The following is a 26,179-nucleotide window of genomic DNA, read 5'->3' on the forward strand; positions in this document are numbered from 1 at the left end:
GTTGGCGATGGCGTCAAGACCCGCTGCTCAGCCTGCGCGAGTGGTCGTGTGCGGCCCCGGGCTGCCGCCCAGCAGCTGCTCGAGGGTGACGAGGGTGAAGCCCCGTCCGAGCAGGCCGTCGATGATGGCGGGCGTCATGCGGGCGGTGTTCTCGTGCACGTCGTGCAGCAGCACGATGTCCCCGGGGTCGACGCCCGTGACGGCTCGGCCGAGCAGCACGTCGTCGTCGGGGAGCTGCCAGTCGAGGGTGTCGACCGTCCAGAGGATGGCCGGCAGAGCGGTGTCGCCGAGCACCCGGTGATCGACCGCGCCGTAGGGCGGCCGGAAGGTGGTGGGCGAGGTGCCGATCGTGGCCTTGATCAGGACGCTGGTGCGCTCGAGCTGCGACTTCACCTCCTCGTCGGGGAGCTTCGTCAGATCGGGGTGGTTCCAGGTGTGGTTGCCGATCTGGTGGCCCTCCGCGTCGGCGCGCACGAGCGTCCCGCGATTCTGCTCGACCCGATAGCCCTGCACGAAGAAGGTGGCCGCCGCCCGGCGCTCGGCGAGGGCATCCAGCACGGCGCCGGTGTACTGGCCCGGCCCGTCGTCGAAGGTGACGGCGACACAGGCGAAGACCGTGCAGTCCACGGTCTCGTCGCCGCGCGGGCCGGCGGCGGGCAGGCTGAGCGGGGCACCGGAGGCGAGGGCCGCCTGCACCTGGCGGCCCTGCTCGCTGAGCAGCGGGGTGGCGAGAGCGGCGGGCACGGTGACGACGTGCGGCCGGCCGATCTCGGCGCGGGCCGCGGCGAGGGCGTCGAGCTCGGGCACCGTGAAGCCGGCCGCGACCCGCACGGTGAGGGAGCCGTCGGCGCCGAAAGCGAGGTGCGAGAAGAGGTCGCGGAGCTGATCGGGGGCGAAGTCGTCGGTGCTCTGCACCATCTCGGGCCGCATCGCCCCGGCCTCGATCTTGAGCGACTGCAAGGTGTCGCGAAGCAGCTGACGGAGCCCGTCGACACTGAGGAACGCCTCGCTCGTCACCGTGAACGCGCCCGAGGTCTCCGCGAAGTAGACCGTCGTCTCGTCGGACGTGACCTGCCCGGCGGCCGACGTCAGGATGCGCAGCGCCTGAGCGATCACCGTGCCTGCGCCGGCGACGATCTCGCAGGTGATCGTGAGCGTGGGGGCGCCGGTGTCCGACGGGGGAGTGAAGGCCGGGTCGGCCAGGAGGTCGGCGGCGGGCCGTGACGTGGATCCGGCCACGCAGCGCCGCGTCTCCGGCGGCAGCTCGGGCGCGTCGGCGGCGGAGGCGTAGGGCACGGCGGTCGCGGCGGCATGGTCGGCGACGGCGGCCAGCACGCGGCCGCGCAGCAGCTCGGTGAAGCCGGCGTTGCCCGGGATCTCGCCCCACCGCGCCGCGACCGGCGAGGCCGGGTCGGCGTTGTAGAGCAGGCGGGCGTCGAAGCCGGAGGCGGTCTGGGGCACGGCGGGCGAGGTTCCGGATGCGGTGGTCGCCCCGTCGTCGACCGTCACGCTCACGACGGCCGGCTCGTTCTGCCGCGGCTCCCACGACCCGGCGGCCGGTGGCACGCTCGCGCATCCTGCCAGCAGCCCGACGATCACGGCGGCGCCGACAGCCGTACTCGCCCGCCGCCTCACCGCTCATCCCGTCCGCCGCGGGCCGCCGGAACGCTGCCGTCGGGCGTCGAGGTTCCGCTCGGCCTGAGCGTGAGGGTGGCGGTCGAGGCGAGGTCGGCGGTCACCGTGCGGTAGCGGGCGGCTTCGGCGGTCGTCACCGTGACGACGAGGGCGAGCGCGTGCGCCCCGGCCGGCAGGCCAGCCGGAGCGACGAGCGTGACCGTCGTGGTGCGGTCGCCCTGGACGACGTCGGCGTAGCTCACGGTCACACCGCTGGACAGTGTCTCGTGGCTCCACTCGGTGTTCACGCCGGCCCCGCTGGACGAACTGGTTTCGGTAGAAGCAGCATCGGCCGGCCCTGCATTCGTCGACGTCGCGCCGCCGGTGCGGGCGAGCAGGGCGTCGAGGTCCTCGGGGTCGAGGCTGACGGGGGAGGTGGGGGCCGTGGCGTCGAAGGGCCGAGCGGCGGGCTCGAGCGTGAGCACGAGGCGGTAGGCGTCGTCGGGCGAGACGAGGGTCTGAGCATCCGTCGGCAGGAAGGGCCCCACCCCGAGCAGCAGCCAGCCCTCGCCGAGGGTCACGGTGGCAGACGTCGTGGCGTCGTGCACCGTGACCGTGGTGGCGGACGCCGTGAGCCGTTCGCGCGGAGTGCTGGCCAGCACGGGCGGGAGCAGCCCGAGGGCGAGCGCCGCGGCGGCGCCGACCAGGAGCGCCAGCACGCCGCCGATCACGGCGACGACGCGGCCGGGCGAGCGGCGGCGCTCGAGGAGCTCTCTGCTGGACATCCGACCGTTCCCGGGCTCGTGGTTCGACGGCGGCGCGGGGCCACGGTGCCGGGACGCGCACTGGGCCTGCCGCCCGAGGCCGGCGCGTGCCGCATCCGCCCTCAGGGTAGGCGAGACGCGTGTCGAACAGACGGCGGCGCGACGCATCGCACCCGAACTGGGGGTCGGGCATCCCCGCCGCTCGGGCCGCGCCTCTGCCAGCATGAGGGCACGCCGGGGCGCCGTGAGCGGCTCGCCGTCCTACCGGTCGGAGGACCCATGACGCTCGCCCCGCACCGTTCCCCTCGCTCCGCCCTGCATTCGGCGTTGGTCGTGTCGGGTCTGGCTCTGCTGCTGGCGGTCTCCGGATGCACGGCGGCCGCATCCTCGGATGCCGTCGCATCATCCGCCCCGGCTCCGTCGACGGCCACCGCTTCGGCCGACCCGACCCCGACCCCCACGCCTCCCGCGACCGACGCGCCGATCGTGGTGGAGGAGCTCGGCAAGGGCGAGCAGGACGCCGCCGTCGATGTGGAGGTCGCGGGGCCGACGCAGGTGGCGTTCCGGCGGATCACGATCAAGCCGGGCGCCGGCACGGGGGAGCACTGCCACGCGGGGCAGCTCGTCGCGGTCGTGGAGCAGGGCGAGCTGACGCACTACGCGCCGATCTACCCGGGCGGCGTGCACGTGTACGAGACGGGGGACTCGATCGTGGAGGGCGAGGGGTACATCCACGAGGGGATCAACGAGGGCACGGAGGACGTCGTGCTGCTCGTGACCTACGTCATCGCCGAGGGCCAGCCGCTCGCGCAGACCGACCTGAGCCAGTGCGACCCCCTGGCGACGCCGCTCCCCACCCCCTGACCTCATCCGGGTAGCACCGCTCCGCCCGACCGACCCGCTTCTCAGACCCGCGCTGCCGCCCGCCCCGCCGCTGACCGTCGAGCCTGCCGCGCGGTTCGCCGTGGCGCGCGCAGGCGCGGTGACGGGTTTCTTCGTCGTTCTGGGACGACCCTGCCCCCGACCCCCGACATCCGGAGTCGACGCTAAAAAAGAATCAGAGGATTAATCAGGAAAGCATGCGGCACAAACACCATATGTGTCTATGCTGTGCATGCGGACAGGCCGGGGGAACGGTTCACTCCGACGAAAGGTCACTCGATGTCACGACTCCACCGACCCCTGCTGCGGCGCGCCTCCGCGGCGCTGGCCGTGGTCGCGACCGCTGCGGCGGCCACCCTGATCACCCTCCCCGCCGGCGCGCTTCCCGCGACGGCCGCCTCCACGAACCCACCGCTCACCGACCCCGCGGCCGTCATCGGGCGGATCGCGCCCGAGCTGCTCGATGAGACGAGCCGCCCGCCCACGACCGCCGAGGCCGACGCCATCGCGGCCGAGCAGGGCGCCCGCCCGTTCGAGCTGCGGCTCTCCACCGGCGACGGCGCCCCCGTCGTCGACCTCTCGCCCCCGCAGACGGAGGGCGCCGGCCTCCCGATCTCCCTCACCATCGACGACGCGCACGGTCCGGTGACACGGGGCCCGGGTGATGCGGGCATCGACTCGTTCGCGATCGGACAGAACGCCGCCGCCTACGTGCAGCCGCTGATGAACGGCGTGCGCCTGCTGACCGCCCTCACCGGCCCCGCCGCGGGAAGCGAGTTCGACTACACCTTCGACCTCCCCGACGGCACCACGCGCACCGAGCTCCCCGACGGCGACACCCTCCTCGCCGACGCCGCCCACCACTACATCGGCACCCTCGCCGCCCCCTGGGCGCGCGACGCCGCGGGCCGCGACCTCCCGACGCGCTACGAGTGGACGGGCGACACCCTCACCCAGCACGTCGACCTCGACGCGCAGACGGCCTACCCGGTGCTGCTCGACCCGAACTGGTACTACTCCTACGACTTCTCGGCCGCGCTCCCGCTCTACAGCGCGCGCTACCCGAAGGCCACCGAGCTCGCCGCCAGCCACCTCCTGCACAATTGCTTCAACTGCTCCTTCCCGATCTTCGGCGCCCCGCGCGGTTACCCCGTCGACGGCCAGGTGCTGAATCTCAACGCGAGCCCGTTCTCGCTGCAGGCCTTCGCCGCCCCGGTCAAGGTGCAGACGGCCAACGGCGGCGCAATGCAGTTCGTCGCCCTACCCGGCCACTTCGACGGAGCCGGCTCGCTCATCACCTTCTCCTGGTACAACGACCCGAGCGGCTACCTTCATCTCTATGTGCATGCGATGGTCAAGGTCGACAACGGTCCGACCATGAACATCGCCAACTCCCGCATAGCCGGCGCGAACTGGATGCTCTTCTGGCAGCGTGTCGCCGACCACGCCGGCGCCTCGGGCGGCGGCGGTGTGTGACCTCGTCTGAGGCGCAGCGCCCGGGCATCGCACTGCGCGGTGCCCGGGCGCCCGCCGCGTTCTTCGCCCTGCTCGCGATCGCGGGCGGGATCGTGGAAGGTGCCTTCTTCGGGTCGTTCTTCCCTCTCATCGCCTTCCTGCCTCCACAGCTCTTCGACCCGTCGAGCGCCGGCGGCACCGGGTCGGCCGGGCTGACATCCACCGCGATGCTGATCGGCGCGGCCGCCGGAGCCGTCTCGGGCGGCTTCCTCGCGGTGCCGGCCGCGCTCGGGCTCCTGCTCGCCTGGGCGCTCCGGCTCGCGGCGCCGTGGGCGGTCGGGCTGGCGTCCGCGGGGCTGGTGCTCGGGCTCTGGGTCTACCTGTTCGTCCTCTTCCCACCGGATGCGCAGCTGATCGCCCTGGCATCGGTCGCCCTCCTGCACGCCGTCGTCGGCCTGGCGGTGATCGACGGGCTCGGGCGCCGCTGGCCTGACGCACAGGGGCGGGGGAGCATCCGGTAACACGGCCGAAACGGGGCGACCGGTAGCGTCGTCGTATGAGCGGCACCACCGGGGGCACCGAGCAGGGCGACGCGGCCGTCGCGGCCGGGCTCGACGCCCTGCTCGCCGGCACCGTGGCGGCCCTGCAGCGAGCGGATGCCCGCACCGAAGCTCTGGCCCGCTTCGACGAGCGGCGCGCGATCCTGGGCATCCGCCGCAGCCCGGTGATGACGCCGCTCGGTCGGGTCTGGCGACTCGGCGTGCTCCTCCTCGACACGGATGCGCGGCTGCACGGCGTCGGCCGGGTCACCCGAGCGATCGAACCCGGCCGCGTCACGAACCAGAACCCGCGGGCCGAGGAGCGCCGCGACTACCGGCGTGCCGCCCACGGACGCTTCGCCGACGGCGACACCGTGAACTTCGACACCGTCGCCCTCGCGCTCGATCCGCCGACCCTCCGTGCGCAGGCGGCGGCGGTGCAGGCGGGCGACCGCACGCCGCTGCTGATCCTCCGCGGCGACACGGTCGCCGTGCGCTGGAACGCCCAGCCCGGCGAGAACGCCTTCACCCCGCTCGGCCCCTACCTCGCCGAACGCGCCGAACTCCTCACCGCCCCGCCGCCCTGACCCGACCCCGAGACGAACACGAGGAGCCCCATGGAACCGCACCGCACCAGGCCGTCGCATCCGTTCGCCGTCCGTCCACCTTCGGTTAACCGCGCGGTACCCGGCGGAACCTACGCTCCGACGATCACCGCCACCGCAGGCACGACCGACACCGCCGGCCAGAACCCCGCCCGACCCCGAAGGAGCCCCCGCGCATGATCGACCGCGTCGACCCCTTCATCGGCACCGAGGCCACCGCCCTCCCGCCCCAGACCGGACTCGCCGCCACCTGGTGGTGGCCGAAGCCCCAGATCGGCAACACCCACCCCGGTGCCACCTACCCGCTCGGCATGGTCTCGGCCTGCGCCTACTCGGGCGGCTACCCCACGGGCTACGGCCGCTACGACCTCAGCCTCGAGGGTGTGCCGAGCACGATCCACGACACCCTGCTGGCCAGCGGCTTCACGCACTTCCAGCAGTCGGGCACCGGCGCCATCCGCAAGTACTACAACTACTTCCGGGTCACGCCGATGGTCGAGCCGCTCGACGTGCTCGGCCGCAGCTGGGACATCACCGACGAGACCGCCACCCCCGGCTACTACTCCGCCACCCTCGACTCGGGTGTCACCGCCGAGATCACGGTGGGCCCGAAGAGCGCCGTGCACCGCTACACCTTCCCGAAGCATGCGAACGCCCGCGTGGTGATCGACTTCTCGCTCGGCGGGCTCGGCATCCCCTACGGCGCCACCATCCCGCTGCGGGCGAACCTCGAGACCCTCGAGCCCGGCGTCGCGCGCGGTGAGATCGTCGCGGAGGGCGCCCCGATCGCGGTGCACATCGAGTGCGACACCCCGCAGTGGCGGCAGATGCTCTGGTACGACCGCCGCCTGATGCCGGGCGGCACGAAGCTGGCGCTCGATCACATCCGGCCGACGACGCTGCGCCCCTTCGGCCTGATGTGGGCGGGGCCGAGCGAGCCCGGGCAGACCATCGAGCTGCGCATCGGCTTCTCGCTGCGCGGGGTCGAGCAGGCCGAGGCGAACCTCCGCGCCGACTGCGGCCCCGGCCCCGGCCGCTTCGAGGCGCGCCGGGAGCGCACGCGCAAGACCTGGCGGAAGCACCTCAAGACCATCTCGGTCGAGACGCCGAGCGCCGAGCGCAAGACGGTCTTCTCGACCGCGCTCTACCACTCGCTGATCAAGCCCTGCTTCGCGAACTCCGAGAGCCCGTTCTGGCCGAGCGAGGGCCCGTTCGCCTTCGACCTGTCGACGATGTGGGACATCTACCGCACCCAGCTGCCCCTGCTGATCACCCTCTTCCCCGACAAGGCGGTCGAGCTGGCGAACGCGCTGCTGACGATCTGCGAGGAGGAGGGCAACTTCCCGATCGGCTACCGCCTCGCCCGCGGCGGCGACCGCTTCTCGCGCCAGGGCAGCGCGCTCGCGCACACCTTCCTGGCCGAGCTCTGCCAGGCCGGGCTGCCCGGGATCGACTGGGAGTGGGCGCTCGTGCACATGAGCGACGACCTGCGCCGCACCTACGGCGAGGAGTTCCTGCTGCGCGGGGAGGCGCATCCGATCAGCCACACCCTCGACCTGGCGTTCGGCTACTGGTGCACCGCCAAGGTCGCCCGGCACGTCGGAGACACCGCGCTCGCGGCGCAGTTCGAGGCGCTCGCCGCCCGGTGGATCAACGCCTACGACCCCGCCTCGGGCCTGCTCAAGGACTCCACCTACTACGAGGGCAGCCGCTACAACTACTCCTTCCGGCTGCAGCACGACATGGCCGGCCGCATCGAGGTCAGCGGCGGCCGCGACCGCTTCGTCGAGCAGCTCGACGCCTTCTTCGGCTACGGCGCCGAGCCCGTCGTGCAGCCGGGCAACAAGCCCGACGCGCAGGAGCTGCTCGCGGGCTACGTGCTCGGCCGCTTCGAGGGGCTGAACAACGAGCCCGACATGGAGGCGCCCTGGGCCTACCACTACGCCGGCCGGCCCGACCGCACCGCGGAGATCGTGCAGAACATCGTGCACCAGCAGTTCGGCACGGGCCGCGGCGGGCTGCCGGGCAACGACGACTCGGGCGGGCTCAGCTCGTGGTTCGTCTGGGCGTCGCTCGGGGTGTTCCCGGTGGCGGGGCAGAACCTCTTCCTGGTGAACGCGCCGTCGTTCCGCGAGTCGACGGTGGCGGTGGCCGGGGGAGACTTCGTCATCCGCACCGAGAACTTCGTCGAGCCCGTGGCGGGTGGGCCGGTGCAGTACGTGCAGCGGATGTGGCTCGACGGGCATCCGCTCGAGCGCAGCTGGCTGACGGGCGAGGAGTGGCACCGCGGCGGGGAGCTCGTCGTCGAGCTCGGGCCCGCGCCGAGCGAGTGGGGCACGCGCGACGTGCCGCCCTCGCACCCGGTCGCGGCCGGCGCCGCGGGGCCGACCTCCGCCGAGGCGGGGGCGGCGGCCGCCTTCGCGACGGCGCAGCAGGTGGCCTCCCTCGTGGCCGAGGCCCTGCAGACCGAGCCGTCCGCCGCTCCCGAGCAGCCCGAGCTGCGTGAGGTTCCGGATGCTCCGCCACCCACGTTCGAAGAAACCCTGGAATCAGCAGAACACAACACCCCGGCCGAACCGGCCACCCCACCGACCACCGAGCAGCCGGGCGACGCCCGCACGACAGGAGACACCCCATGAACGCCATCCGCAACCGCCTGGTCATCGTGGTGCGCGCCGATCCGGTGATCTGCGGACACTCGGTGGAGGGCCGCAACCTCGCCGAGACGGCCCTCACCCGCGGCTTCGACGAGGTGCGCATCGTCACCTGGCCGATCGACCGCCTCGAGGCGGCGGGCCTGCCGCTCAAGCCGCTCGACTCGGTGCTGCCCTACAGCGACGGCATCATCGTCGAGCGCCCGGCTCCGGTCGGCGACTACAAGGTGCCCGACGGCCGCTACCTCGCCGGCATCACGGGCCGCCTCGTCGAGCTCTTCACCGACGGCGTGCCGACGGTCGCGCTCTCGCTCTACCTCAGCCCGCACACCATCGCCGTGGCCGACGCCGTGCGCGCCGCCTGGGGCACGGGCCTGCCGGTCAACGTCACCACGATCGCCGAGGCGGTCGGCAGCGACGTCACGAACGTGGTGCGCACCGCGGTCGAGGAGGGGCGGCTCGGTGCAGCCGCGCACATCCTCTCCTCCTACCTCTCGCAGGACCACTGCGTCGCCGTCTCGGAGTACACCCGCGACCTCATCATCAGCGAGGCCGAGCGCGTCGACGAGCAGCACGGCACCCGCTTCGCCGCGCAGTGCCGGGAGCGCATCGAGGTCTCCTACCCGGCGATCGACGCCGCCCAGTACCTCGACCTCGACCCGGGGGCGAAGGCCGCCGAGCTCGAGTCCCGGGGCCTCGTCGACGACGGCTACCTGCTCTTCCTCTCGCGGCTCACCGACGCGAAGGGCGTCGACGACCTGATCGCGGGCTTCGAGCGCAGCGAGGTCGGACGCACGACCGAGCTGCCCCTGATGATCGCGGGCCGCGGGCCCCAGGCCGAGGCGCTGCAGGAGCTGGCGGCCGCCTCGCCGCTGGCCCACCGCATCCGTTTTCTCGACGACGTGGGCGATGCCGAGAAGCCGTACCTGATGGCCGGATGCGCGGCCTTCGTGCTCCCGTCGAAGCCCCGCCCCGAGTTCGTCGAGACCTTCGGCATCGCCCTGGCCGAGAAGATGCTGGCGGGCGGCGGCCCCGTCATCACGACCCTCACCGGAGGCATCAGCGAGGCCATCGGCGACCACGCCATCGTGGTGCCGGTGAACGACCCGGACGCGGTGGCGGCGGCGATCGACCGCGCCGTGCTGCACACGACGCCCGAGCAGCGGCGACAGTGGGCCGACGAGGCGCGCGCCTACGCGCTCCAGTTCGACCGCCACGCGGTCTTCGACAAGCTCTTCGCGCGCTTTCCCCGCCCCGAAGAGGTCTCGGCCTAGCCTCACCTCCTGCGGCGCTGAGTCGCGGGAAACGGCTGCCGAACGGGCTGAGTCGCGCCGAAGTGCAGCACTTCGGCGCGACTCACGCTCGGGTCGGTGCGGGGGCTACGCCTCGGGGCGGACGACCGTGGTCTCGAGGGGGATCTCCTTGACGAAGCAGAGGAGGAGGGCCGCCACGAGCATCAGCGGCACCAGGTAGAGGTACACGGGGCTGAGCGCGTTCGAGTAGGCCTCGACGATGATCGTGTGCACCTCGGGCGGCAGCGCGTTGATGGCGGCCGGGGTGAGTGCGTTGGTGTCGGTCGGCAGCGCGCCGCCTCCGCCGCCGAGCTGCGCGGCCGAGGACGCGAGCTGCTCGGTGAGACGGGCGACGAACAGCGAGCCGACGACGGCGGAGCCGAGCGAGGCGCCGATCTCGCGGAAGAAGTTGTTGCCCGCGGTGGCCGTTCCGACCATCGAGTGCGGCACCGAGTTCTGCACGATCAGCACGAGCACCTGCATCGCGAGTCCGATGCCGAGGCCGAGGATCGCGAGGTACACCAGCACCAGGCCGAGCGGGGTGTCGGCGCGCATGGTCGAGAACAGCACCAGGGCGCCGGCGACGACGAGGGAGCCGACGATGGGCATCCACTTGTAGCGGCCCGTCTTGGAGATCAGGAAGCCGCCGCCGATGCCGGTGACGAGGAGGCCCGCGAGCATCGGCAGGAGCATGAAGCCCGAGACGGTCGCGTTGACGTTGTTCACGATCTGCAGGAACGTCGGCATGTAGCCGATCGCGCCGAACATCGAGATGCCGATCGCGAGCCCACCGAGGGTGGTGAGGGTGAAGTTGCGGTTGGCGAACAGCGACATCGGGATGACCGGCTCGGAGCTCTTCCGCTCGATCAGCACGAAGGCGACCGCCGCCACGACGGTCGCGATGATCAGGCCGATGATCTCGGGGGAGTTCCACTCGTACTCGGTGCCGCCCCAGGAGGCGGTGAGCACCAGTGCCGACGCCGCGATCGCGAGGGTGACCATGCCGGCGACGTCGATCTTCGGGCGGACGGCGCGGTTCAGCTTCGGCAGCTTGATCAGCGCGACGGCGGCGACGATGGCGGCGATGCCGAGGGGCACGTTGATCCAGAAGGCGTAGCGCCAGCTGAGCGTGTCGGTGAAGAGGCCGCCGAGGAGGGGGCCGGCGACCGAGGAGAGGCCGAAGACGGCGCCGATGAACCCCATGTACTTGCCGCGGTCGCGGGCGGGGATGACGTCGGCGATGATCGCCTGCGAGAGGATCATCAGCCCGCCGCCACCGAGGCCCTGGATGAAGCGGCCGGCAATCAGCCACTCCATCGACATGGCGAAACCGCCGATGGCGGAGCCGAAGACGAAGATGCTGAGCGCGATCACGAAGAGCGACTTGCGGCCGATCAGGTCGCCGACCTTGCCGTAGACCGGCATCACGATGGTCGAGGCGAGGATGTACGCGGTCGCCACCCAGAGCATGTGGTTGACGCCGTCGAGCTCGCCGACGATGGTCGGCAGGGCGGTGCCGAGGATGGTCTGGTCGAGCGCCGAGAGCAGCATCGCCACGAGCAGGGCGGCGAAGATCAGGTTGACGCGGCGCTTGGTGAGGCCGGTGGACTCGGCGGGGTCGGCGGCGGCAGGCGCGGAGGCGGTGCCGGAGGCGGGGACGGCGGCGCCGTTCACGTCGGGGTTGGCGGTCATGGGTTCCTCGGGGTCGTGGTGGCTTCGGAGAGCGGGTCGGGCGGGGTGGGAGTCGAGCGCGGTGGGGCGGTGGAGCTAGGGGCGGTCGAGCGAGGTGGGGCAGTGGGGCGCGGGGCGGCGGTGGGGCGCGTCAGGCGTCGCGGGCGACCGCGCGCAGGGCGCGGAAGGCGGCGGCGATGTGGTCGGCGACCGGGGCGCCCGAACCGGAGTCGCGGCTCCAGCGCTGCATCGCGAGCCGGAGCACCGCGCCCATCAGCGTGACCACGGCCCACGCGCGGTCGTCACGCTCGCCGGGCGGCACGACGCCCTCCTCGTCGAGCAGCCGGCGGGTGACCGCGACGAGCTCCGCCTCGATGTCGCCCATGGTCTGGAAGTCGCGGGCGAGCAGGTGCGGGTTCTCGAGCAGCACGTGCCGCTTCTTGGCCTGGAAGTCGGCCGTGCCGAGCTCGATCGAACCGAGCTCCTGCACCACGCCGTCGAGCAGCGTCTCGACGATCGAGCGGCCATGCCGCTGCGTCAGTTCGAGGAACTGCGAGCGGGGGAAGGCGCGCGAGACGCCGAGCACCGCGTCCTCCTTGCTCGCGTAGTAGTTGAAGAAGGTGCGGCTGGTGACGTCGGCCCGGGCGCTGATGGCCTCGATCGTCGCCTCGCTGAGCGACTGCTCGGCGGCCAGCTCGACCGCCGCCACCTCGATGGCCCGCGCGGTCTCGCGCTTCTTGCGCTCGCGAAGCCCGGGCGGAGCCGACGGGGATTCGATCGTCATGCCGCAATGGTTGCACACACTAAAACTTTTCGCAACGCGAAAGAAAGCGGGGTTCGGGGTGCCGCCGTAGGGTCAAAGGAATGGATGCGTGCTCCCGCCTGTGCTCACTCGTCGCGGCGATCGACGAAGGAGCCCCGACGCGCTGGTCGATGCGTCGCTTCCTCGTGGAGATCGGTCGGGCCGGTGCCGGTGTGCGCCTGGGTCCGCTCTGGATGCTCGATGCGGCGACCGGGGGACGCAACGTCATCCGGGGCCGCGGCTTCGCCCGGGAGTACGACGACGCCACCCGCGGGCAGGCCCGGCACTTCGCGGGGATCGTGGCGGTGGCCGCGCGGGTGGGGCCGCGGGCGGCGCGCTGGGCGAGCATCCGGATCGGTGGTGACCGGCCCGACACCGCCGACGGGCGACTGACGGATGCGGCGGTCGAGTTCACCCGCCTGCTGCGGTCGGGTGAGCTCCCGCGCTCCGAGGCGGCGGGCTGGCTGCGCGAGCGACTCTGCGCCTGAGGCCCCGAGCGATTAAGCTGGGGTCGAGGAGGCGCACCATGGCACGGCGGCGAGCGAAGAGACCTCGCTGGCTGGCGAGCGGTGCGCCGATCGCGCCTCCGGAGCCGCTGTCGGCCGACGAGATCGACGCCGCCATCGCCGACGGGCTGCTGATCGCCCGGTTCTCGGCCGTGCTGGCGCTGAAGAACCGGCTGATCGTGTCGGCGCTCCGCGACGACGAGTCGTTCGACCGCGCGCGGGCGGCGGAGGCGGCGCGCGAGGTGCTGCAGGAGCTCGCCGAGGAGCAGGAGAACAACCTCGACCACGCCCTCGAGGTGATCGAGGAGGCGCAGAGCGACCGCGGGGTCGCCCGGCACCAGCACGACTACAAGGCGCGCGACCTCGAGCTGCTGTCGGCGAGGCGTCGGGTGTACCGCGACGTGGCCGACAGCATCCGTCGCGATGCCGCCGACGACGTCGCCGTGGCGCTGCTCGTCGACGACGCCCGGAAGCGCGCGTGGGAGGAGATCTCGCGCGAGATCGAGGCGCGGCTCGACCAGGTGCGGGCCACGTCGAACCTCGTGGTCGACGAGGAGTACCGCCGGCACCGGGCCGAGCGGATGCGGCGGGTGCGCGAGTTCGACCTCTGGGAGCTCGAGGACAGCCGGGCCCTCAAGGCGCGCCGCCGCCGCTGAAGCGAGGGGCCACGCGCGAGTGGCCACGCGCGAGGCCGCCGCCGCGCGCGCCCCCGCCGGAGTAGGTTCGTCCTCGGGAGGTCGAGCCGTGCCGGATGATGTCGCCGAAGCCATACGCTCGTACGGCGACGCGCTGACGCCGTCGTCGATCGTGGTCGACGAGACGCGGCTGCTGCGAGCCCACGTCGGCGGGGCGCTGCTGCACAGCCCGCGGGTGCGCCGCATCCTCGACACCGGCTCGTTCGCGCACGGCACCGCCGTCGCCGGCCCCAGCCGCCTCGACTGCCTCGTCGTGCTCGAGGGCCCGAAGCCGCGCAGCCTCGCCAAGGCGATCGACGCCCTGCGCGCAGCCCTCGTCGAAGGGGCCGGCTCGACCGGTGCCCCGGCGTCGGCGCTCGGCGTCTTCGCCTCGCGCCTCGAGAACGGCGACTCGCTCGTCATCGACCGCCCGGGCACCGCAGGGCTCCGGTTGATCCCCTCCTACGAGGCGAAGGACGCCGGCGCCGTCGACACCGTCTGGGTGCCCGACGCCGCCCACCGCTGGGTGCCGCACCTTCCGGGCTCCCGCGAGCTGCTGCTCTCGCGGATCGACGACGACGGGGCGCTGCGGGCCCTGATCCGGCTGCTGATCGCGTGGAAGCACGAGCACGGCCTCGGCATCACCTCCTACTACCTCGAGACGGTCGCCCTCCGCCAGGCGCTGCAGCAGCGCTCGTTCAGCCTTCTCTGGGACGTCTGCTGGGTGTGGGAGCGGCTCGCGAACGACGGCCTGCTGCCGCTGCCCGATCTCACGAGCCCCACCGGAACGCAGCGGGTGCTGCCCAAGGCGTCGCTCGCGCGGTCGATCGAGGAGCAGTTCGCCGTCGAGCGGGCCGCCTCCACCGCCCGCGCGGCGATCAACGCCTACATGGACGGTGACGGCGTGCAGGTGAGGCGCTGTCTCCGTGCCCTGTTCGGGCCGGGGTTCCCCGGGCCCGGCGGGCAGGGGCTGGGCGAGCAGGGGCTCGGCGAGCAGGAGCAAGGGCTGGGGGAGTAGCGCGCCCCCTGGTACGGTCACCAAGATGACCGCACCCCGAGCAGCGCTCGTCTACAACCCCATCAAAGTCGACCTCGACGCCCTGAAGACCGCGGTCGCGGCTCAGGAGACCGAGTCCGGCTGGGCCGAGACCCTCTGGCTCGAGACCTCGGTCGACGACCCGGGCCAGGGCCCCACGAAGAAGGCGCTCGAGGAGGAGGTCGACCTCGTGATCGCCGCGGGCGGCGACGGCACGGTGCGCGCGGTGGCCGAGGTGCTCGGCGGCACGGGAGTACCGATCGGACTGCTCCCGTCCGGCACGGGCAACCTGCTCGCGCGCAACCTCGACCTCACGCTGGACGACGTCGAGAACGCGCTGCAGACGGCGTTCGGCGGCACCGAGCGGGCCATCGATCTCGGGCAGGTGCGCATCCGTCACGAAGACGAGAAGGTGACCCAGCACGCCTATCTCGTCATGGTCGGCCTCGGCCTCGACGCCAAGATGCTCGCCGCCACCGACGACGAGCTGAAGGCGAAGGTCGGCTGGCTGGCCTATGCGAAGGCGATCGCCACGGTGCTGCGCGACAAGAACCAGCTGCGGCTGCGCTACAGCCTGGACGGCAAGGCGCCGCGGAACGTCCGGGCGCACACGATCATGGTGGGCAACTGCGGGTCGCTGCCGGCGAACATCCTGCTGCTGCCCGACGCCGCGGTCGACGACGGCCTGTTCGACATCGTGCTGCTGCGACCGGAGGGCTTCTTCGGCTGGCTGCAGATCATGGGCAAGATCTTCTGGGAGAACGGCGTGCTGCGGCGCACCGCTGCCGGCCGGCGGTTGATGGGCTCGGCGCGAGAGGTGCGTGCGCTCAACTACCTGCGCGGCAAGGAGCTCGTGCTGCGGCTGCGCCGCCCCGAGGAGATCGAACTCGACGGCGACGGCTTCGGCACGGCGATCGCGATGAAGACGTGGATCGACCCGGGCGCGCTGAAGGTGCGGGTGCCCGCCGACGCGAATTGATGCCTACACGAGCAGACACGATGTGACAACCCCGTAAAACCTGACGAACTTATTGCTAGTCTCTCTAATAATCAGTCAGGGTTACACAGAAGGGCTCGTCATGGCACTGCTCACGAACATCACCGCGGTGCGGGCACCGCGCATCGAGGAGTCCGCTTCTGTCCCCACGATCGCCGCCCCGCTCAACTGGGCGACGCCCGAGTCGAAGCTCTGGATCGCCTCCCGCAACGGCGAGTACGCCGGCATGATCGAGTACACCGAGGGCCACTTCCTGGCCACGGGCGCCACCGGCTTCGACCTCGGCGGGTTCAGCGACCTCGGCCAGGCCATGTCGGCCGTCGACCGCGGTCCGGTCGCCGGGCGCCTGCCCGTCGGCGTGCTCTCGAACGTCGCCATCGTCTCGGCGGTCGTGGCGCTCTCGATGGTGGGCATGGGCCTCACCGTCATCGCGGCCTGAGCCCGATCTCCCGGTGCTGACCGCGGGGGTCGACCTCGCGGCCGAGACCCGAGGCACTGCTCTCGCCGTCATCGACTGGTCGTCGTCGGCGGCCGTGCTGGTCTCGCTCGAGACGGCGGTTCCGGATGCCCGGGTCGCCGCTGCGGCGGAAGACGCCACGTCCACGGGCATCGACTGCGCCTTCGGCTGGCCTGACGAGTTCGTCGCCTTCGTCGCGGCCCACGCCCGCGGCGAGCGGATCGCCGGCGAGCTCGCCGGCATGCCCTGGCGCCGCACCCTCGCCTACCGCGAGACCGATCGGGTGACCCGCGAGGTCACCGGCCGCTGGCCGCTCAGCGTCTCGACCGACCGCCTCGGCCTCACCGCCATGCACTGCGCGGCCCTGCTCGAGTGCATCGGCGACCGGATCGGCCCCGTCGACCGCTCGGGCGCGGGCCGCGTCGCCGAGGTCTACCCGGGCGCATCGCTGCGGCTCTGGGACTTCGACACGCGCGGGTACAAGACCGACGCCTCGGTGCGGGCCGGGCTGCTGGCCGAATTCGGCGAGCGGATGCCCTGGCTCGAGCTCGGGGCGATGGCCGACCTCATGGTCGCCGACGACGACGCGTTCGACGCCGTGGTGGCAGCGCTCGTCGCCCGCGCGCACGCCCTCGGACTCACGCCTCCACCACCCGCCCGGCACCGCGACCGCGCCCGCCGCGAGGGCTGGATCGCCCTGCCGCCCCGCGAGCTCGACGCCATCGCGCCGCGCCCGGCACGGTGACGACCGCTCAGAGCGCCCGCCGCTCCGCCTTCTTCACCCGCGGCCGCCGCGCGTAGTCCCGCGCCCGCCCGCTCGACAGCGCGATCAGGATCAGGATGTCGAGCGACACCCCGATCAGGTTCGTGCCGAGCGTGATCTGGGCGCCGCCGAGATGGTCGATCAGCGCGATCACGATGTTGATCGTGCTGAACAGCATCACGAGGATGCGGGCGACGTTGCTGCCGAAGAACATCAGCACCCCGAACAGCAGCTGCGCCAGCCCGAACAGCGCCGAGATCACCACCACGCCCCAGAGCACGAAGTCCCGCGCATCCATCCCCGAGGGCACCACGTCGCCCGTGTCGATGCTGATCAGGTCGCGCACGCCCTGCCAGTCGAACACCACCGCGGCGATGACGAACAGCGGCGAGAACGCCCGCAGCACCACCACGGCCGCGCCGAACACGATCTGCGCCGGCCGCCGCACCGTCTTGTCGGGGACGGGCGACGCGTTCGGCCCGACGTGCGGCGTCGGCACCGGCGCGTGCGTCTCGGCCGTGGCCTCGGCCGTCGGCGTCACCGCGCGCAGGTCGATCACGGGCAGGTCGCCGTCCGTGACGATGGCGTCACCGCCGCCGTTCCTGGAGTGGTAGCCGGTGGCGAAGTCCTTCAGCAGGTCGACCTCGGCCGCCGGCACCGACTGCTCGATCGTGGCGACGATGTGGTCCCGCTCGACGTCGGTGTTCTCGTCGATCTTGTGCGTGATCTGCAGCGTGAACAGCGAGAATCCGACCGCCCGGTCGTAGGTGCCGGCGGCAAGCCAGTCGGTCTTGTGGCCTCCGGGCAGCAGCCAGTCGTCGGGGCAGCGCCAGAACCGCACGTGGTGCCGCTTGGACGGGTTGCCCTTCACCTCCTGCTGGTAGGCGAAGTCCTGGTTGCGCCCGAACAGCATCAGCGGGCTGACCGGCGCCTCGTCGTAGCTGCGTCGCAGCACGGTGGAGCGCACGATCCGCAGTCCGCTGCGGAGGCTCAGGTCGTCGGCGCGGGTCCAGCCCGCGGCCGTCATGGCGGTGTGCAACTGCTCCTCGGCACCGAGCAGGCCGAGGTTCACCGGGTCGCCGAGCAGCCCGTCGCTCGTGCGGGTGCGGCCGATGAAGTAGTTCGGCACGTAGATGTTGGTCAGGATGCGGTGCAGCCGCGGCAGCGCGATGTACGCCACGAGCACCCAGAACACGAGGTAGAACCACACCTGCGCCCAGCCCGAGTCGAAGCCCTGGGTGAGCACCAGGTAGGCCAGCCAGACGGCGGCGGCCCCGGCGATGACGAAGAAGAGGTTGTCGAGCACCGCGTTGATCGAGAAGCGGCGGATGCGCGTCCGCGGCCCGTGCCCGGGAACACGCTCGCCGACGGCGGCGGGGGCCTGCGTCTCGGGCATGCCCCCACGATAGCGGCCCGGCGTGTCAGGCCGCGCGGCAGGCCCCGGACGCGACGGGGCGGCCGCGCATCCGCTCAGATCGGGCGGGCGATGGTGACGCGGGTCAGGTACGGCATCGGGTAGCGGTCGAGGCCGGCGAGGTCGGGATGCGTGTCGAGCAGCTCGTCGAGGCCGGCCAGCAGCTCGGCCCGGGCCGGCTCGTCGAGCGCGATCACGCTGCTGCGCGAGGAGACGAGGGAGTGCAGGGCGGCGCGGTCGAGCTCGTTCGTCCAGCGGAACTCGGCGTGCGCGTCGCGGCGCAGCGGTTCGGCGACCGGGGGAGCGACGGTCTCGTACTCGTCGGCGATCGAGGCGCCGATCACCTCGGTCAGGCGCCGCACCCAGTCGACCTGCTCGTCGCGCACGTTCCAGACCAGTGCCAGAACGCCGCCCGGCCGCAGCACCCGCGCGGCCTCCTGCGACGCCGCCTCGACGTCGACCCAGTGCCACGACTGCGCGTACGTCACCACGTCGGCCGACGCGTCGCCGAGGGGCAGCTGCTCGCCGGTGCCCTCGACGGCGACCACCGTCGGCAGGTTCGCGGCCAGCCGGGCGCGCATCAGCTCGTCGGGCTCGACGGCGGTGACGGATGCGCTGCGTGCGACCAGCGACGCCGTGAACTTGCCCGTGCCGGCTCCCACGTCGACCACGTCGGGCCGGGCGTCGTCGTCGGTGGCGGCGCGGGAGAGCAGCCACTCCACCGCATCGTCGGGATAGCCCGGCCGGCCGGCGTCGTAGGCGGCGGCCTCGGCGCCGACGCTCTGGGCGTACTGCTGATCCTTCGCCATGCGACCATCCTCGCACCGCACGCCCGGTGGGCGGGTAGTCTCGTGCCAGCAGGGTTGGGCTGCGGACGACGGCGAGGCTCGGGGGACGACGTGGTGGGATGGCGGGCCGGCGCGGTCGCGATGCTGCTCGTCGCGGCCGTCGTAGGCACGGCCTCGGTCGGCTCGGCCTCGGCGCTGCCGGGGGGCGCGGCCTCCGTCCTGCCCGGTGACACCGCCCCGACGTCCTCACCGCGCCACAGCGGAACCGCGGGCCCCGGCCCCATCGGATCGGGGGAGACCATGTCACCGCTGCCCGTCACCCCGCAGAGCGACCCGGCCACGCCGCCGCCCGCGTCGGCATCCGGAACCGCCCCGGCCGATCCGGGCGCCCCGGCCGCTGCACCGCTCACCGGCGACCTCTCGGCCACCCTGCCCGGCCCGCTGCACACCGACGGCGGCCGCATCGTCACCGCCGACGGCAGCACCTACGTGATCAAGGGCATCTCGTGGTTCGGCATGGAGACCACCAACTGCGCCCCGCACGGCCTCTGGTCGATCAGCCTCGACGCCGGGCTGGCGCAGATCGCGTCGCTGGGGTTCAACACGATCCGGCTGCCGTTCTCGAACGAGTGCCTCGCGCAGCCCGTGACGACCTCGATCAACGCCTTCGAGAACCCCACCCTCGTCGACCTCAGCCCGCTCGAGCTGATGGACGCCATCGTGCAGGCGGCGAAGTCGTACGGACTGAACGTCATCCTCGACCGGCACCGGCCCGACTCGGCCGGGCAGTCCGACCTCTGGTACACCGACCGCTTCCCCGAGGAGGCGTGGATCGCCGACTGGCAGATGCTCGCCGAGCGGTACCGCTCCGAGCCCTCGGTGATCGGGGTCGACCTGCACAACGAGCCGCACGGCGCCGCGTGCTGGGGCTGCGGCGACTCCTCGGTCGACTGGCGGGCCGCCGCCGAGCGCGCCGGAGACGCGGTGCTCGCCGTGAACCCCGAGCTCCTCGTCATCGTCGAGGGCGTCGAACGGCAGGGCTCGGGCGGCACCACCTGGTGGGGCGGCGGGCTGGCGGATGCGGGCGGCGACCTCGTCTCGCTCGCCGTGCCCGACCGGGTCGTCTACTCGCCGCACGACTACCCGGCGTCGATCTACCCGCAGACCTGGTTCTCCGATCCGGCCTACCCGGCGAATCTGCCCGAAGTGTGGGACGCGAACTGGGGCTACCTCGCCCGCGAGGGCATCGCCCCGGTGCTCGTCGGCGAGTTCGGCTCGAAGCTGCAGACCACCAGCGACCGGCAGTGGTTCGAGAACATCGTGTCCTACCTCGGGTCGACCGGCATCAGCTTCTCGTACTGGTCGTTCAACCCGAACAGCGGTGACACGGGCGGCATCGTGCAGGACGACTGGGTCACGCCCCAGGCCGAGAAGGTGGCGGCGCTCGTGCCGCTGCTCGGGCCGGGCTCGGCGGTCGCGCCGCACGCCGCGGCACCCTCGGCGAGTGGGCCGTCGTCGCCCACGCCCACGGCTTCTCCCACTCCCACTCCTTCTCCGGTTCCGGATGCTCAGCCCGGCACCCCCGGCACCGCCAACCCTTCGAGCGCCGCTCCCGCCCGCCCCGCGACCCCCGGTGCCCGCATCGGCGGCACGGCCCGCGACGGCGCACCCGGACCGGTGACCGGCGCCCCCGGCTCCTCCGCCCCCTCCGCCTCCACCCCGACCCCCACCACCCCGGGATCGGCGTCCGCCGACGACCTCTCGGCGGCCTGGGCATTGCAGAGCACGTGGGACGAGGGCTACGTCGCCGAACTGAAGGTCACCAACACGGGCGGCTCCACGGGCTGGACGGCCTCCTGGTCCGACCCGGGCGCCACCGCCGTGGTGAACGCGTGGGGCATGCGCTGCGAGCTCGCGGCCGGGGTGATCACCTGCACGGGCGCCGACTGGGGCACCTACATCGCGCCGGGCCAGACCATCACGGTCGGCGCCCAGGTGCAGTCGACGTCGACGCCGACGGCGCCCGCGGTCACCCTCACCGCGAAATAGCCCGTGCCGCCGTCCGCCGAGGCGGCGAACGACGGCGCGAGGCGGCGGGCGTCAGGCGAGGCGACGGGCGACGGCGCGCGCGATCGGGTGCCGTGCCACGCGGGCGAGCGAGGTCTCGCCGCGGCAGAAGCGCGCGAACCAGCGCGCGCCCCACCGTGTCCGGATCAGCGAGTGCACGAGGCCGCGACGCGTCTCGAAGAAGCGCAGCAGTTCGGCACCCAGCACCTGCTCGGGTTCGAGCGCGCCGCGGATGCGCCCGGTGTAGGCGTCGAGGGCGGGCATCCGCTCGTCTGACCCGGCCGCGCCCGCCGCACCGGCTGCACGTGCCGCCCGCGTGCCGACCGCCGCCGCGGCCGCCGCCTCGCCCGCCCAGGTGCCGGAGCGGAGGGCGAACGAGATGCCCTCGCGGGTCCACGGTTCGAGGAGGCCGGCGGCGTCGCCCGCCACGAGCACGCGGCCCCGTCGCACGGGGGAGCCCGGCACCCGCCACTGCGTGAGGTGCCCCGAGGAGTGCAGCGTCTCGGCGTGCTCGAGCCCGAGGTGCCGGCGCCAGGCGGCGAGGTACTCACGGGTCTCGTCGGGCCGGCCCTTCCGCTGGATGACCCCGACCGTCAGCGAGTCCCGCTTCGGGAACACCCAGGCGTAGCTGCCCGCGGCCCCGCCCCAGTCGAGCCGCACCCGGTCGCGCCAGGCGCGGGCGTCGGCGGGCATCGCGACCTCGTCCTCGAGCCCGAGGTCGACGCCGCCGATCTCGACGCCCACGTGCCGGGCGGTGCGCCCGCCGGTGCCGTCGGCGCCGATGACGACCCGGGCGGCTGCGGTGGCGGTGGCCGTGCGCACGAGCACCGGTCGGGTCGGGTCGTCATCCGCCTGGATCTCGCGCACCGCCACCCCGTCGACGAACACGGCCCCCGCATCCGTCGCCGCCTCGACCAGCGCCTGATCGAACTCCGACCGCCGCACCATCGCGAGGTACGGTGACGGCCGCCGCAGCACGAACGGCCGCGCGAAGCGGTCGGTCACGAGCGACGCGCGCACCCGCGACTCGATGGTGTGCCGGGCCGCCTCGGGCACGTACCGCAGCGACTCGCCGAGCAGCCCCCCGCCGCACGTCTTGTACCGCGGGAACGTCGCCCGGTCGACGAGCAGAACGGATGCTCCACCCTCCGCCGCGGCCCGCGCCGCACTCGCCCCGGCCGGCCCCGCGCCGATCACGATCACGTCCCAGACGGTGCGGTCGGCCGACCACTCGGGCGCGGTCGCATCGTTCTCGGGCATGCTCCCGAGCCTACGTCCCCCACGATTCCATGCCCTCGCCTCCGTGTCAGCGGCCGGTGGTAGCGTCGGCCGCATGGTCGGGCTCGCGGACATCGCGCCGGAGGGCATCCTGCTCGCCGGAGCCGGCCGGGCGATCCTGCTGCAGATCGCGCTGCCCGGCGTGGGCTACGGCGTGGCGCGGCACAGCGATTTCGCGTCGCGTCCGATGAGCCGCCTGAACGCCACCCTCAGCTACATCTACGCCCTCTCGAACGGCTCGCCCGACGACGTCCGCCGCATGCGGAAGGCCGTCAACCGCGCGCACGCCCCGGTCGCGAACCCGCCCCGCGGCTCCGCCTCCCCCCGCCGGCCCGGCGCCGGCCAGGCCGGTGCCCAGCTCACGGACGCCACGGTCGCACCCGACGCCGACGCCGAGCGCAACCACGGGACGTCGGGCGACCCGCGGTACGACGCGCGCGACCCCGAACTGCAGCTGTGGGTGGCGGCCACGCTGTACGACACCGCGATCACCGTGTACGAGCGGGTCTTCGGGCCGCTCGCCCCGGATGAGGCCGAGCGCGTGTATCGCGAATACGCCGTGCTGGGCACCGCGCTGCAGATGCCGGCCGAGCTGTGGCCCGCCGACCGGGCGGCCTTCCGCGCCTACTGGGACGGGATGCTGCCACGCCTGTCCGCCGACCCGCCGATCCGCGCGGTGGCGCGTGAGCTGCTGAAGGCCGAGAAGGCGGCGCTGCCCATCCGGGTGGTGATGCCGCTGGCCCGTTTCGCGACGATCGGCCTGCTGCCGCCGAGCGTCCGCACCCTCTTCGGCTTCCGCTGGACGCCCGCGCAGCAGCACCGCCTCGACCGCCTCTTCCGCGTCGTCGCCCCCGTCTACCGCCGCCTCCCGCGCGCCCTCCGCCACCTCCCGCAGCGCCGCTATCTCGCCACCCTGGCCCGCCGCTACCCCTGACCGCCGCGGCGCACCCTCCCGCGGCCGCCGCCGCGCGCTTGGTAGCCCCTCGATGGAGCCGGCCGCGCGTCTGGCTGCCGCCCGATGGGGCCGGGTCGATCGTGGTCACCGTCGGGGTGGGCGGGCTGCGCATCCGTCACCCACCCACGCGGGGGCCCGGCGGTCAGTTCGCGTGGGCGGGCCGCGCATCCGTCACCCACCCGGGCGGCGGAGCGGTCAGTCGCGGAGGGCGCCCGAACGGGCGTGCCAGCGGCCGCGGCGGTGCTCGATGTCGATGGGGTGAGCGAAGGTCGCCGTGATGTTCTCGGTCGTGAGGACGGTGGGGGCCGGGCCGATCGCGGTGATGCGGCCGTGGGCGAGGAGCATCGCGTGGGACGTCGACGTCGGCAGCTCCTCGAGGTGATGCGTGACGAGCACCGAGGCGAGGCCGGGGTGCGTCTCGCGCACGCGGTCGAGGGTGTCGAGCAGCTGCTCGCGGGCGGCGACGTCGAGGCCGGTCGACGGCTCGTCGAGCAGCAGCAGCGTCGGGTCGGTCATCAGTGCGCGGGCGATCAGGGTGCGTCCACGTTCGCCCTGCGAGAGCGTCGTCCACGGTTCGGTGGCGCGGTCGGCGAGGCCGAGCAGCTCGGTGAAGGCGTCGGCGCGCTCGCGATCATCCGCGCTCGGTGCCCACCGCGGCACGAGCTCGACCGACCCGGTGAGCCCGGTGAGCACCACCTCGCGGATGCTCAGCCCCGACCCGAGCGGATGCCGCGGATTCACGTGCCCGATCGACCGCCGCAGCGCCTGCAGCTCGACGCGCCCGATGCGCTGCCCGAGCACGTGCACCTCTCCGCTCGACGGATGCTGCACCGCCCCCGCGAGGCTCAGGATCGTGCTCTTCCCGGCGCCGTTCGGCCCGATCAGCGCCCAGTGCTCGCCGGACCGTACCTCGAACGACACGTCGTCCAGCAGCACCCGCCCCTGCCGCACGAACCGCACCCCGCGGAACTCGAGCACCGCCGCCCGTGCGCTCCCGGGCTCCTCGATGTGGGTTGGCGCACGCGTGGCGCCGACCGAGCCGCTATCGGCCTCGGTGGACGTCTCGCGTGGTCGAACCCGCGCGCCAGGTTCGGGGGAGGAGGACGGGACGCTCATCCGTCCATTCTCACCCGGGCCGAGGATGCGGGAGGTGCGCGCAGATCACGCGGTCGTGGTCGCGGTGGGCGGCCGCAACGATCGGCGGCGGCTGTCGGCACCGGCGGGCGGCAGCGGTGGGCGAGGGCGGTGGGCGGGGGCGGCGGTCGCACTGGGCGGCAGCGGCGGTCGGCAGCCGCGGCCGGTGGCGGTCGGCGATGGCAGTCGGCTGAGGTGGCGGTCGGCGGTGGTAGTCGGCGGGGGTGGCGGTCGGCGGTGGCGCCGGTCGGCGGCTGCCCCGGGCGGCGGCGGGCGGCGCGGTCAGCGGCGGGAGGCGTCCTTCACGCGGTCGACGAGGTCGCGCCACGGGCCGTCGAGGTGCTGCTCGGGCACGCGGGCGCCGTGCTCGACCTCCGGCTCGTCGGGCGCGTCGACGAGCACCCGGATCGTGTAGACGAAGCGGTCGGCCCCGGGCGCTCCGGCTCCGTCGGGCCCGGATGCTCCGCTCCCGTCGGCCGGATCGGGCGCGTCCCACGGGCACGACTCCACGAGCGAGAGCCACGAGTCGACGTCGTTCTCCTCCGACGCCTCGATGCTCCACCGGGGCGACATCCCGGCGACGCCCCCCGACCGCGCCACCGTGATGCGCAACTCGCGCCCCCCACCAGCGGATGCAGGCTCACCGGCACCGGCACCGGCACCGACGCGGGCACCAGCACTGACATCGGAGACGGCACCGCCGACGTCACCCTCGGGCTGCGGTGCTCGCGCGGGTTCGGCGTCGGAATCAGGCAGGGTCTGGTCGGTCATCGCTCCTCACGCCCACGGTAGCCCATGCCGCCACGATCGCGGCAGCCTCCGTGGAGTCGTCGCCGAACCGCGAGCGGGCCGCCGTCACGGTGGCCTCGGCGAACGCCGCGAAGTCGGCGGTCGGGGCGAGCGACCCGGTGATCGCGTCGTACCAGACCTGCCCCGCCCGCTCCCAGGCGAAGCCGCCGAGCTCGATCGCCGCCAGCGCGAACGCCCGGTTGGGGATGCCCGAGTTCAGGTGCACCCCGCCGTTGTCGTCGGCCGTGTCGACGTAGTCGTCCATCGACGCCGGCTGCGGATCCTTGCCGAGCACGTCGTCGTCGTACGCCGTGCCGGGTGAGAGCATCGACCGCAGGGCCCGACCCTGCACAGCGGAGGTGAAGAGCCCCTCGCCGATCAGCCAGCTCGCCTCGCCGGCGGTCTGCCCGAGGCGGTGCTGCTCGACGAGGGCGCCGATCACGTCGCTGAACGACTCGTTCAGCGCGCCCGACTGCCCCTGGTACTCCAGCGCGGCCGTGTACTGCGTGACCCCGTGCGCCAGCTCGTGCCCGATCACCGACAGCGACGCCGTGAACCGCCCGAACACCTCGCCGTCGCCGTCGCCGAAGACCATGCGCTGCCCGTCCCAGAACGCGTTGTCGTAGTCGACGCCGTAGTGCACGGTGGCGTCGAGCGGCAGGCCGCGCCCGTCGATCGAGTCGCGCCCGAAGGCCTCGGCCAGCAGCGCGTGCGTCGCACCGAGCCCCTCGTAGGCCTCGTTCACGGCCGGGTCGCCCGAGACCGCGTCTCCTTCGCGCCGAACAACCCGGCCGGGCAGCGTCTCGGTGCGACCTGCGTCGTAGATTGTGCGCTGCGGCGCCGCATCCTCGGGCGCGACCGGCTGCCCGGGCACCGGCGGCACGAACGCTTCGCGCCGGCGCTCCTCGCGCAGCGGCGGATCGGCCAGCAGCGACCGCCGCGCCGCCTGCGCGGCCCGCTGCATGCCGTCCGCCTCGGTCTCGGCGATGCGGGCCAGCAGATACGGGGGAACGATCGAGTGCGCCATGCCCCGACCCTACGGC

General features: G+C 73.1%; 24 protein-coding genes. 14 read left to right on the forward strand and 10 right to left on the reverse strand.

Annotated features, from left to right (window positions below):
• Positions 1-27: 27 nt before the first annotated feature.
• Together HQQ85_RS21525 and HQQ85_RS01045 are read right to left on the reverse strand one after the other, a co-directional pair.
• Positions 28-1,566, reverse strand: a complete 1,539-nt coding sequence (locus HQQ85_RS21525) for a polysaccharide deacetylase family protein (protein WP_173180661.1) — start codon at positions 1,564-1,566, stop codon at positions 28-30.
• Positions 1,567-1,631: 65 nt separating this feature from the next.
• Positions 1,632-2,399, reverse strand: coding sequence for a hypothetical protein (locus HQQ85_RS01045; RefSeq protein WP_173180662.1), 768 nt, complete (start codon positions 2,397-2,399; stop codon positions 1,632-1,634).
• Between the two features lie 312 nt (positions 2,400-2,711).
• Between HQQ85_RS01045 and HQQ85_RS01050 the strand changes: the two genes are divergently transcribed.
• From HQQ85_RS01050 to HQQ85_RS01075, 6 genes are all read left to right on the forward strand, one after another.
• Positions 2,712-3,242, forward strand: coding sequence for a cupin domain-containing protein (locus HQQ85_RS01050; RefSeq protein ID WP_173180663.1), 531 nt, complete (start codon positions 2,712-2,714; stop codon positions 3,240-3,242).
• A gap of 297 nt (positions 3,243-3,539) precedes the next feature.
• On the forward strand, positions 3,540-4,736 hold the full coding sequence (locus tag HQQ85_RS01055; RefSeq protein ID WP_173180664.1) for a hypothetical protein: 1,197 nt from the start codon (positions 3,540-3,542) through the stop codon (positions 4,734-4,736).
• The gene (locus tag HQQ85_RS01060; RefSeq protein WP_173180665.1) at positions 4,733-5,236 is read left to right on the forward strand and encodes a hypothetical protein; all 504 of its coding nucleotides are present in this window, start codon (positions 4,733-4,735) and stop codon (positions 5,234-5,236) included. The genes HQQ85_RS01055 and HQQ85_RS01060 overlap by 4 nt, the downstream gene beginning before the upstream one ends.
• A 35-nt stretch (positions 5,237-5,271) precedes the next feature.
• Complete coding sequence (locus HQQ85_RS01065; protein ID WP_173180666.1) at positions 5,272-5,841, forward strand: hypothetical protein; 570 nt, start codon at positions 5,272-5,274, stop codon at positions 5,839-5,841.
• Between the two features lie 194 nt (positions 5,842-6,035).
• Positions 6,036-8,498, forward strand: a complete 2,463-nt coding sequence (locus tag HQQ85_RS01070; protein WP_173180667.1) for a glycoside hydrolase domain-containing protein — start codon at positions 6,036-6,038, stop codon at positions 8,496-8,498.
• A complete protein-coding gene (locus tag HQQ85_RS01075; protein WP_173180668.1) occupies positions 8,495-9,787 on the forward strand; it encodes a glycosyltransferase in 1,293 nt (430 codons plus the stop codon). Before HQQ85_RS01070 ends, HQQ85_RS01075 begins: the two co-directional genes overlap by 4 nt.
• Positions 9,788-9,892: 105 nt before the next feature.
• Here HQQ85_RS01075 and HQQ85_RS01080 read toward each other — a convergent pair whose 3' ends face one another.
• On the reverse strand, positions 9,893-11,497 hold the full coding sequence (locus tag HQQ85_RS01080; protein WP_173180669.1) for an MDR family MFS transporter: 1,605 nt from the start codon (positions 11,495-11,497) through the stop codon (positions 9,893-9,895).
• 130 nt (positions 11,498-11,627) lie between these two features.
• The gene (locus HQQ85_RS01085; protein ID WP_173180670.1) at positions 11,628-12,260 is read right to left on the reverse strand and encodes a TetR/AcrR family transcriptional regulator; all 633 of its coding nucleotides are present in this window, start codon (positions 12,258-12,260) and stop codon (positions 11,628-11,630) included.
• A gap of 80 nt (positions 12,261-12,340) precedes the next feature.
• Here HQQ85_RS01085 and HQQ85_RS01090 point away from each other — a divergent pair, with 80 nt between their 5' ends.
• The 6 genes from HQQ85_RS01090 (at position 12,341) to HQQ85_RS01115 (ending at position 16,693) form a co-directional block, all read left to right on the forward strand.
• On the forward strand, positions 12,341-12,766 hold the full coding sequence (locus HQQ85_RS01090; RefSeq protein WP_173180671.1) for a hypothetical protein: 426 nt from the start codon (positions 12,341-12,343) through the stop codon (positions 12,764-12,766).
• A gap of 38 nt (positions 12,767-12,804) precedes the next feature.
• Positions 12,805-13,440, forward strand: coding sequence for a hypothetical protein (locus tag HQQ85_RS01095; protein ID WP_173180672.1), 636 nt, complete (start codon positions 12,805-12,807; stop codon positions 13,438-13,440).
• Between the two features lie 88 nt (positions 13,441-13,528).
• A complete protein-coding gene (locus HQQ85_RS01100; RefSeq protein ID WP_173180673.1) occupies positions 13,529-14,476 on the forward strand; it encodes a hypothetical protein in 948 nt (315 codons plus the stop codon).
• Between the two features lie 25 nt (positions 14,477-14,501).
• Positions 14,502-15,473, forward strand: coding sequence for a diacylglycerol kinase family protein (locus HQQ85_RS01105; protein ID WP_173180674.1), 972 nt, complete (start codon positions 14,502-14,504; stop codon positions 15,471-15,473).
• 100 nt (positions 15,474-15,573) lie between these two features.
• Entirely contained in the window at positions 15,574-15,930 is a 357-nt protein-coding gene (locus tag HQQ85_RS01110) for a hypothetical protein (RefSeq protein ID WP_173180675.1), read from the forward strand.
• 13 nt (positions 15,931-15,943) lie between these two features.
• Positions 15,944-16,693 (forward strand): DUF429 domain-containing protein, encoded by a 750-nt coding sequence (locus HQQ85_RS01115; protein WP_173180676.1) that lies wholly within the window; start codon positions 15,944-15,946, stop codon positions 16,691-16,693.
• 7 nt (positions 16,694-16,700) lie between these two features.
• On the opposite strand, the gene HQQ85_RS01120 is transcribed toward HQQ85_RS01115, so the two are convergent.
• Complete coding sequence (locus HQQ85_RS01120; protein WP_173180677.1) at positions 16,701-18,107, reverse strand: LssY C-terminal domain-containing protein; 1,407 nt, start codon at positions 18,105-18,107, stop codon at positions 16,701-16,703.
• Positions 18,108-18,181: 74 nt separating this feature from the next.
• Positions 18,182-18,934: a class I SAM-dependent methyltransferase gene (locus tag HQQ85_RS01125; protein WP_173180678.1), complete on the reverse strand. Its 753-nt coding sequence runs from the start codon at positions 18,932-18,934 to the stop codon at positions 18,182-18,184.
• A 90-nt stretch (positions 18,935-19,024) separates the two neighbouring features.
• On the opposite strand from HQQ85_RS01125, the gene HQQ85_RS01130 reads away from it, so the two are divergent.
• A complete protein-coding gene (locus HQQ85_RS01130) occupies positions 19,025-20,962 on the forward strand; it encodes a cellulase family glycosylhydrolase (protein ID WP_371741711.1) in 1,938 nt (645 codons plus the stop codon).
• Between the two features lie 51 nt (positions 20,963-21,013).
• Here the strand turns inward: HQQ85_RS01130 and HQQ85_RS01135 are convergent, their stop codons facing one another.
• Entirely contained in the window at positions 21,014-22,240 is a 1,227-nt protein-coding gene (locus HQQ85_RS01135) for a geranylgeranyl reductase family protein (RefSeq protein WP_173180679.1), read from the reverse strand.
• Positions 22,241-22,313: 73 nt separating this feature from the next.
• Between HQQ85_RS01135 and HQQ85_RS01140 the strand changes: the two genes are divergently transcribed.
• Positions 22,314-23,192: an oxygenase MpaB family protein gene (locus tag HQQ85_RS01140; protein WP_173180680.1), complete on the forward strand. Its 879-nt coding sequence runs from the start codon at positions 22,314-22,316 to the stop codon at positions 23,190-23,192.
• 216 nt (positions 23,193-23,408) lie between these two features.
• Here the strand turns inward: HQQ85_RS01140 and HQQ85_RS01145 are convergent, their stop codons facing one another.
• From HQQ85_RS01145 to HQQ85_RS01155, 3 genes are all read right to left on the reverse strand, one after another.
• Positions 23,409-24,329 (reverse strand): ABC transporter ATP-binding protein, encoded by a 921-nt coding sequence (locus tag HQQ85_RS01145; protein ID WP_173180681.1) that lies wholly within the window; start codon positions 24,327-24,329, stop codon positions 23,409-23,411.
• A 300-nt stretch (positions 24,330-24,629) separates the two neighbouring features.
• Positions 24,630-25,118, reverse strand: a complete 489-nt coding sequence (locus tag HQQ85_RS01150; RefSeq protein ID WP_254069075.1) for a protealysin inhibitor emfourin — start codon at positions 25,116-25,118, stop codon at positions 24,630-24,632.
• Entirely contained in the window at positions 25,096-26,163 is a 1,068-nt protein-coding gene (locus tag HQQ85_RS01155; RefSeq protein ID WP_173180682.1) for a M4 family metallopeptidase, read from the reverse strand. Before HQQ85_RS01155 ends, HQQ85_RS01150 begins: the two co-directional genes overlap by 23 nt.
• Positions 26,164-26,179 lie beyond the last annotated feature (16 nt).

Source organism: Herbiconiux sp. VKM Ac-2851, assembly GCF_013205105.1.
GTDB lineage: Bacteria > Actinomycetota > Actinomycetes > Actinomycetales > Microbacteriaceae > Herbiconiux > Herbiconiux flava.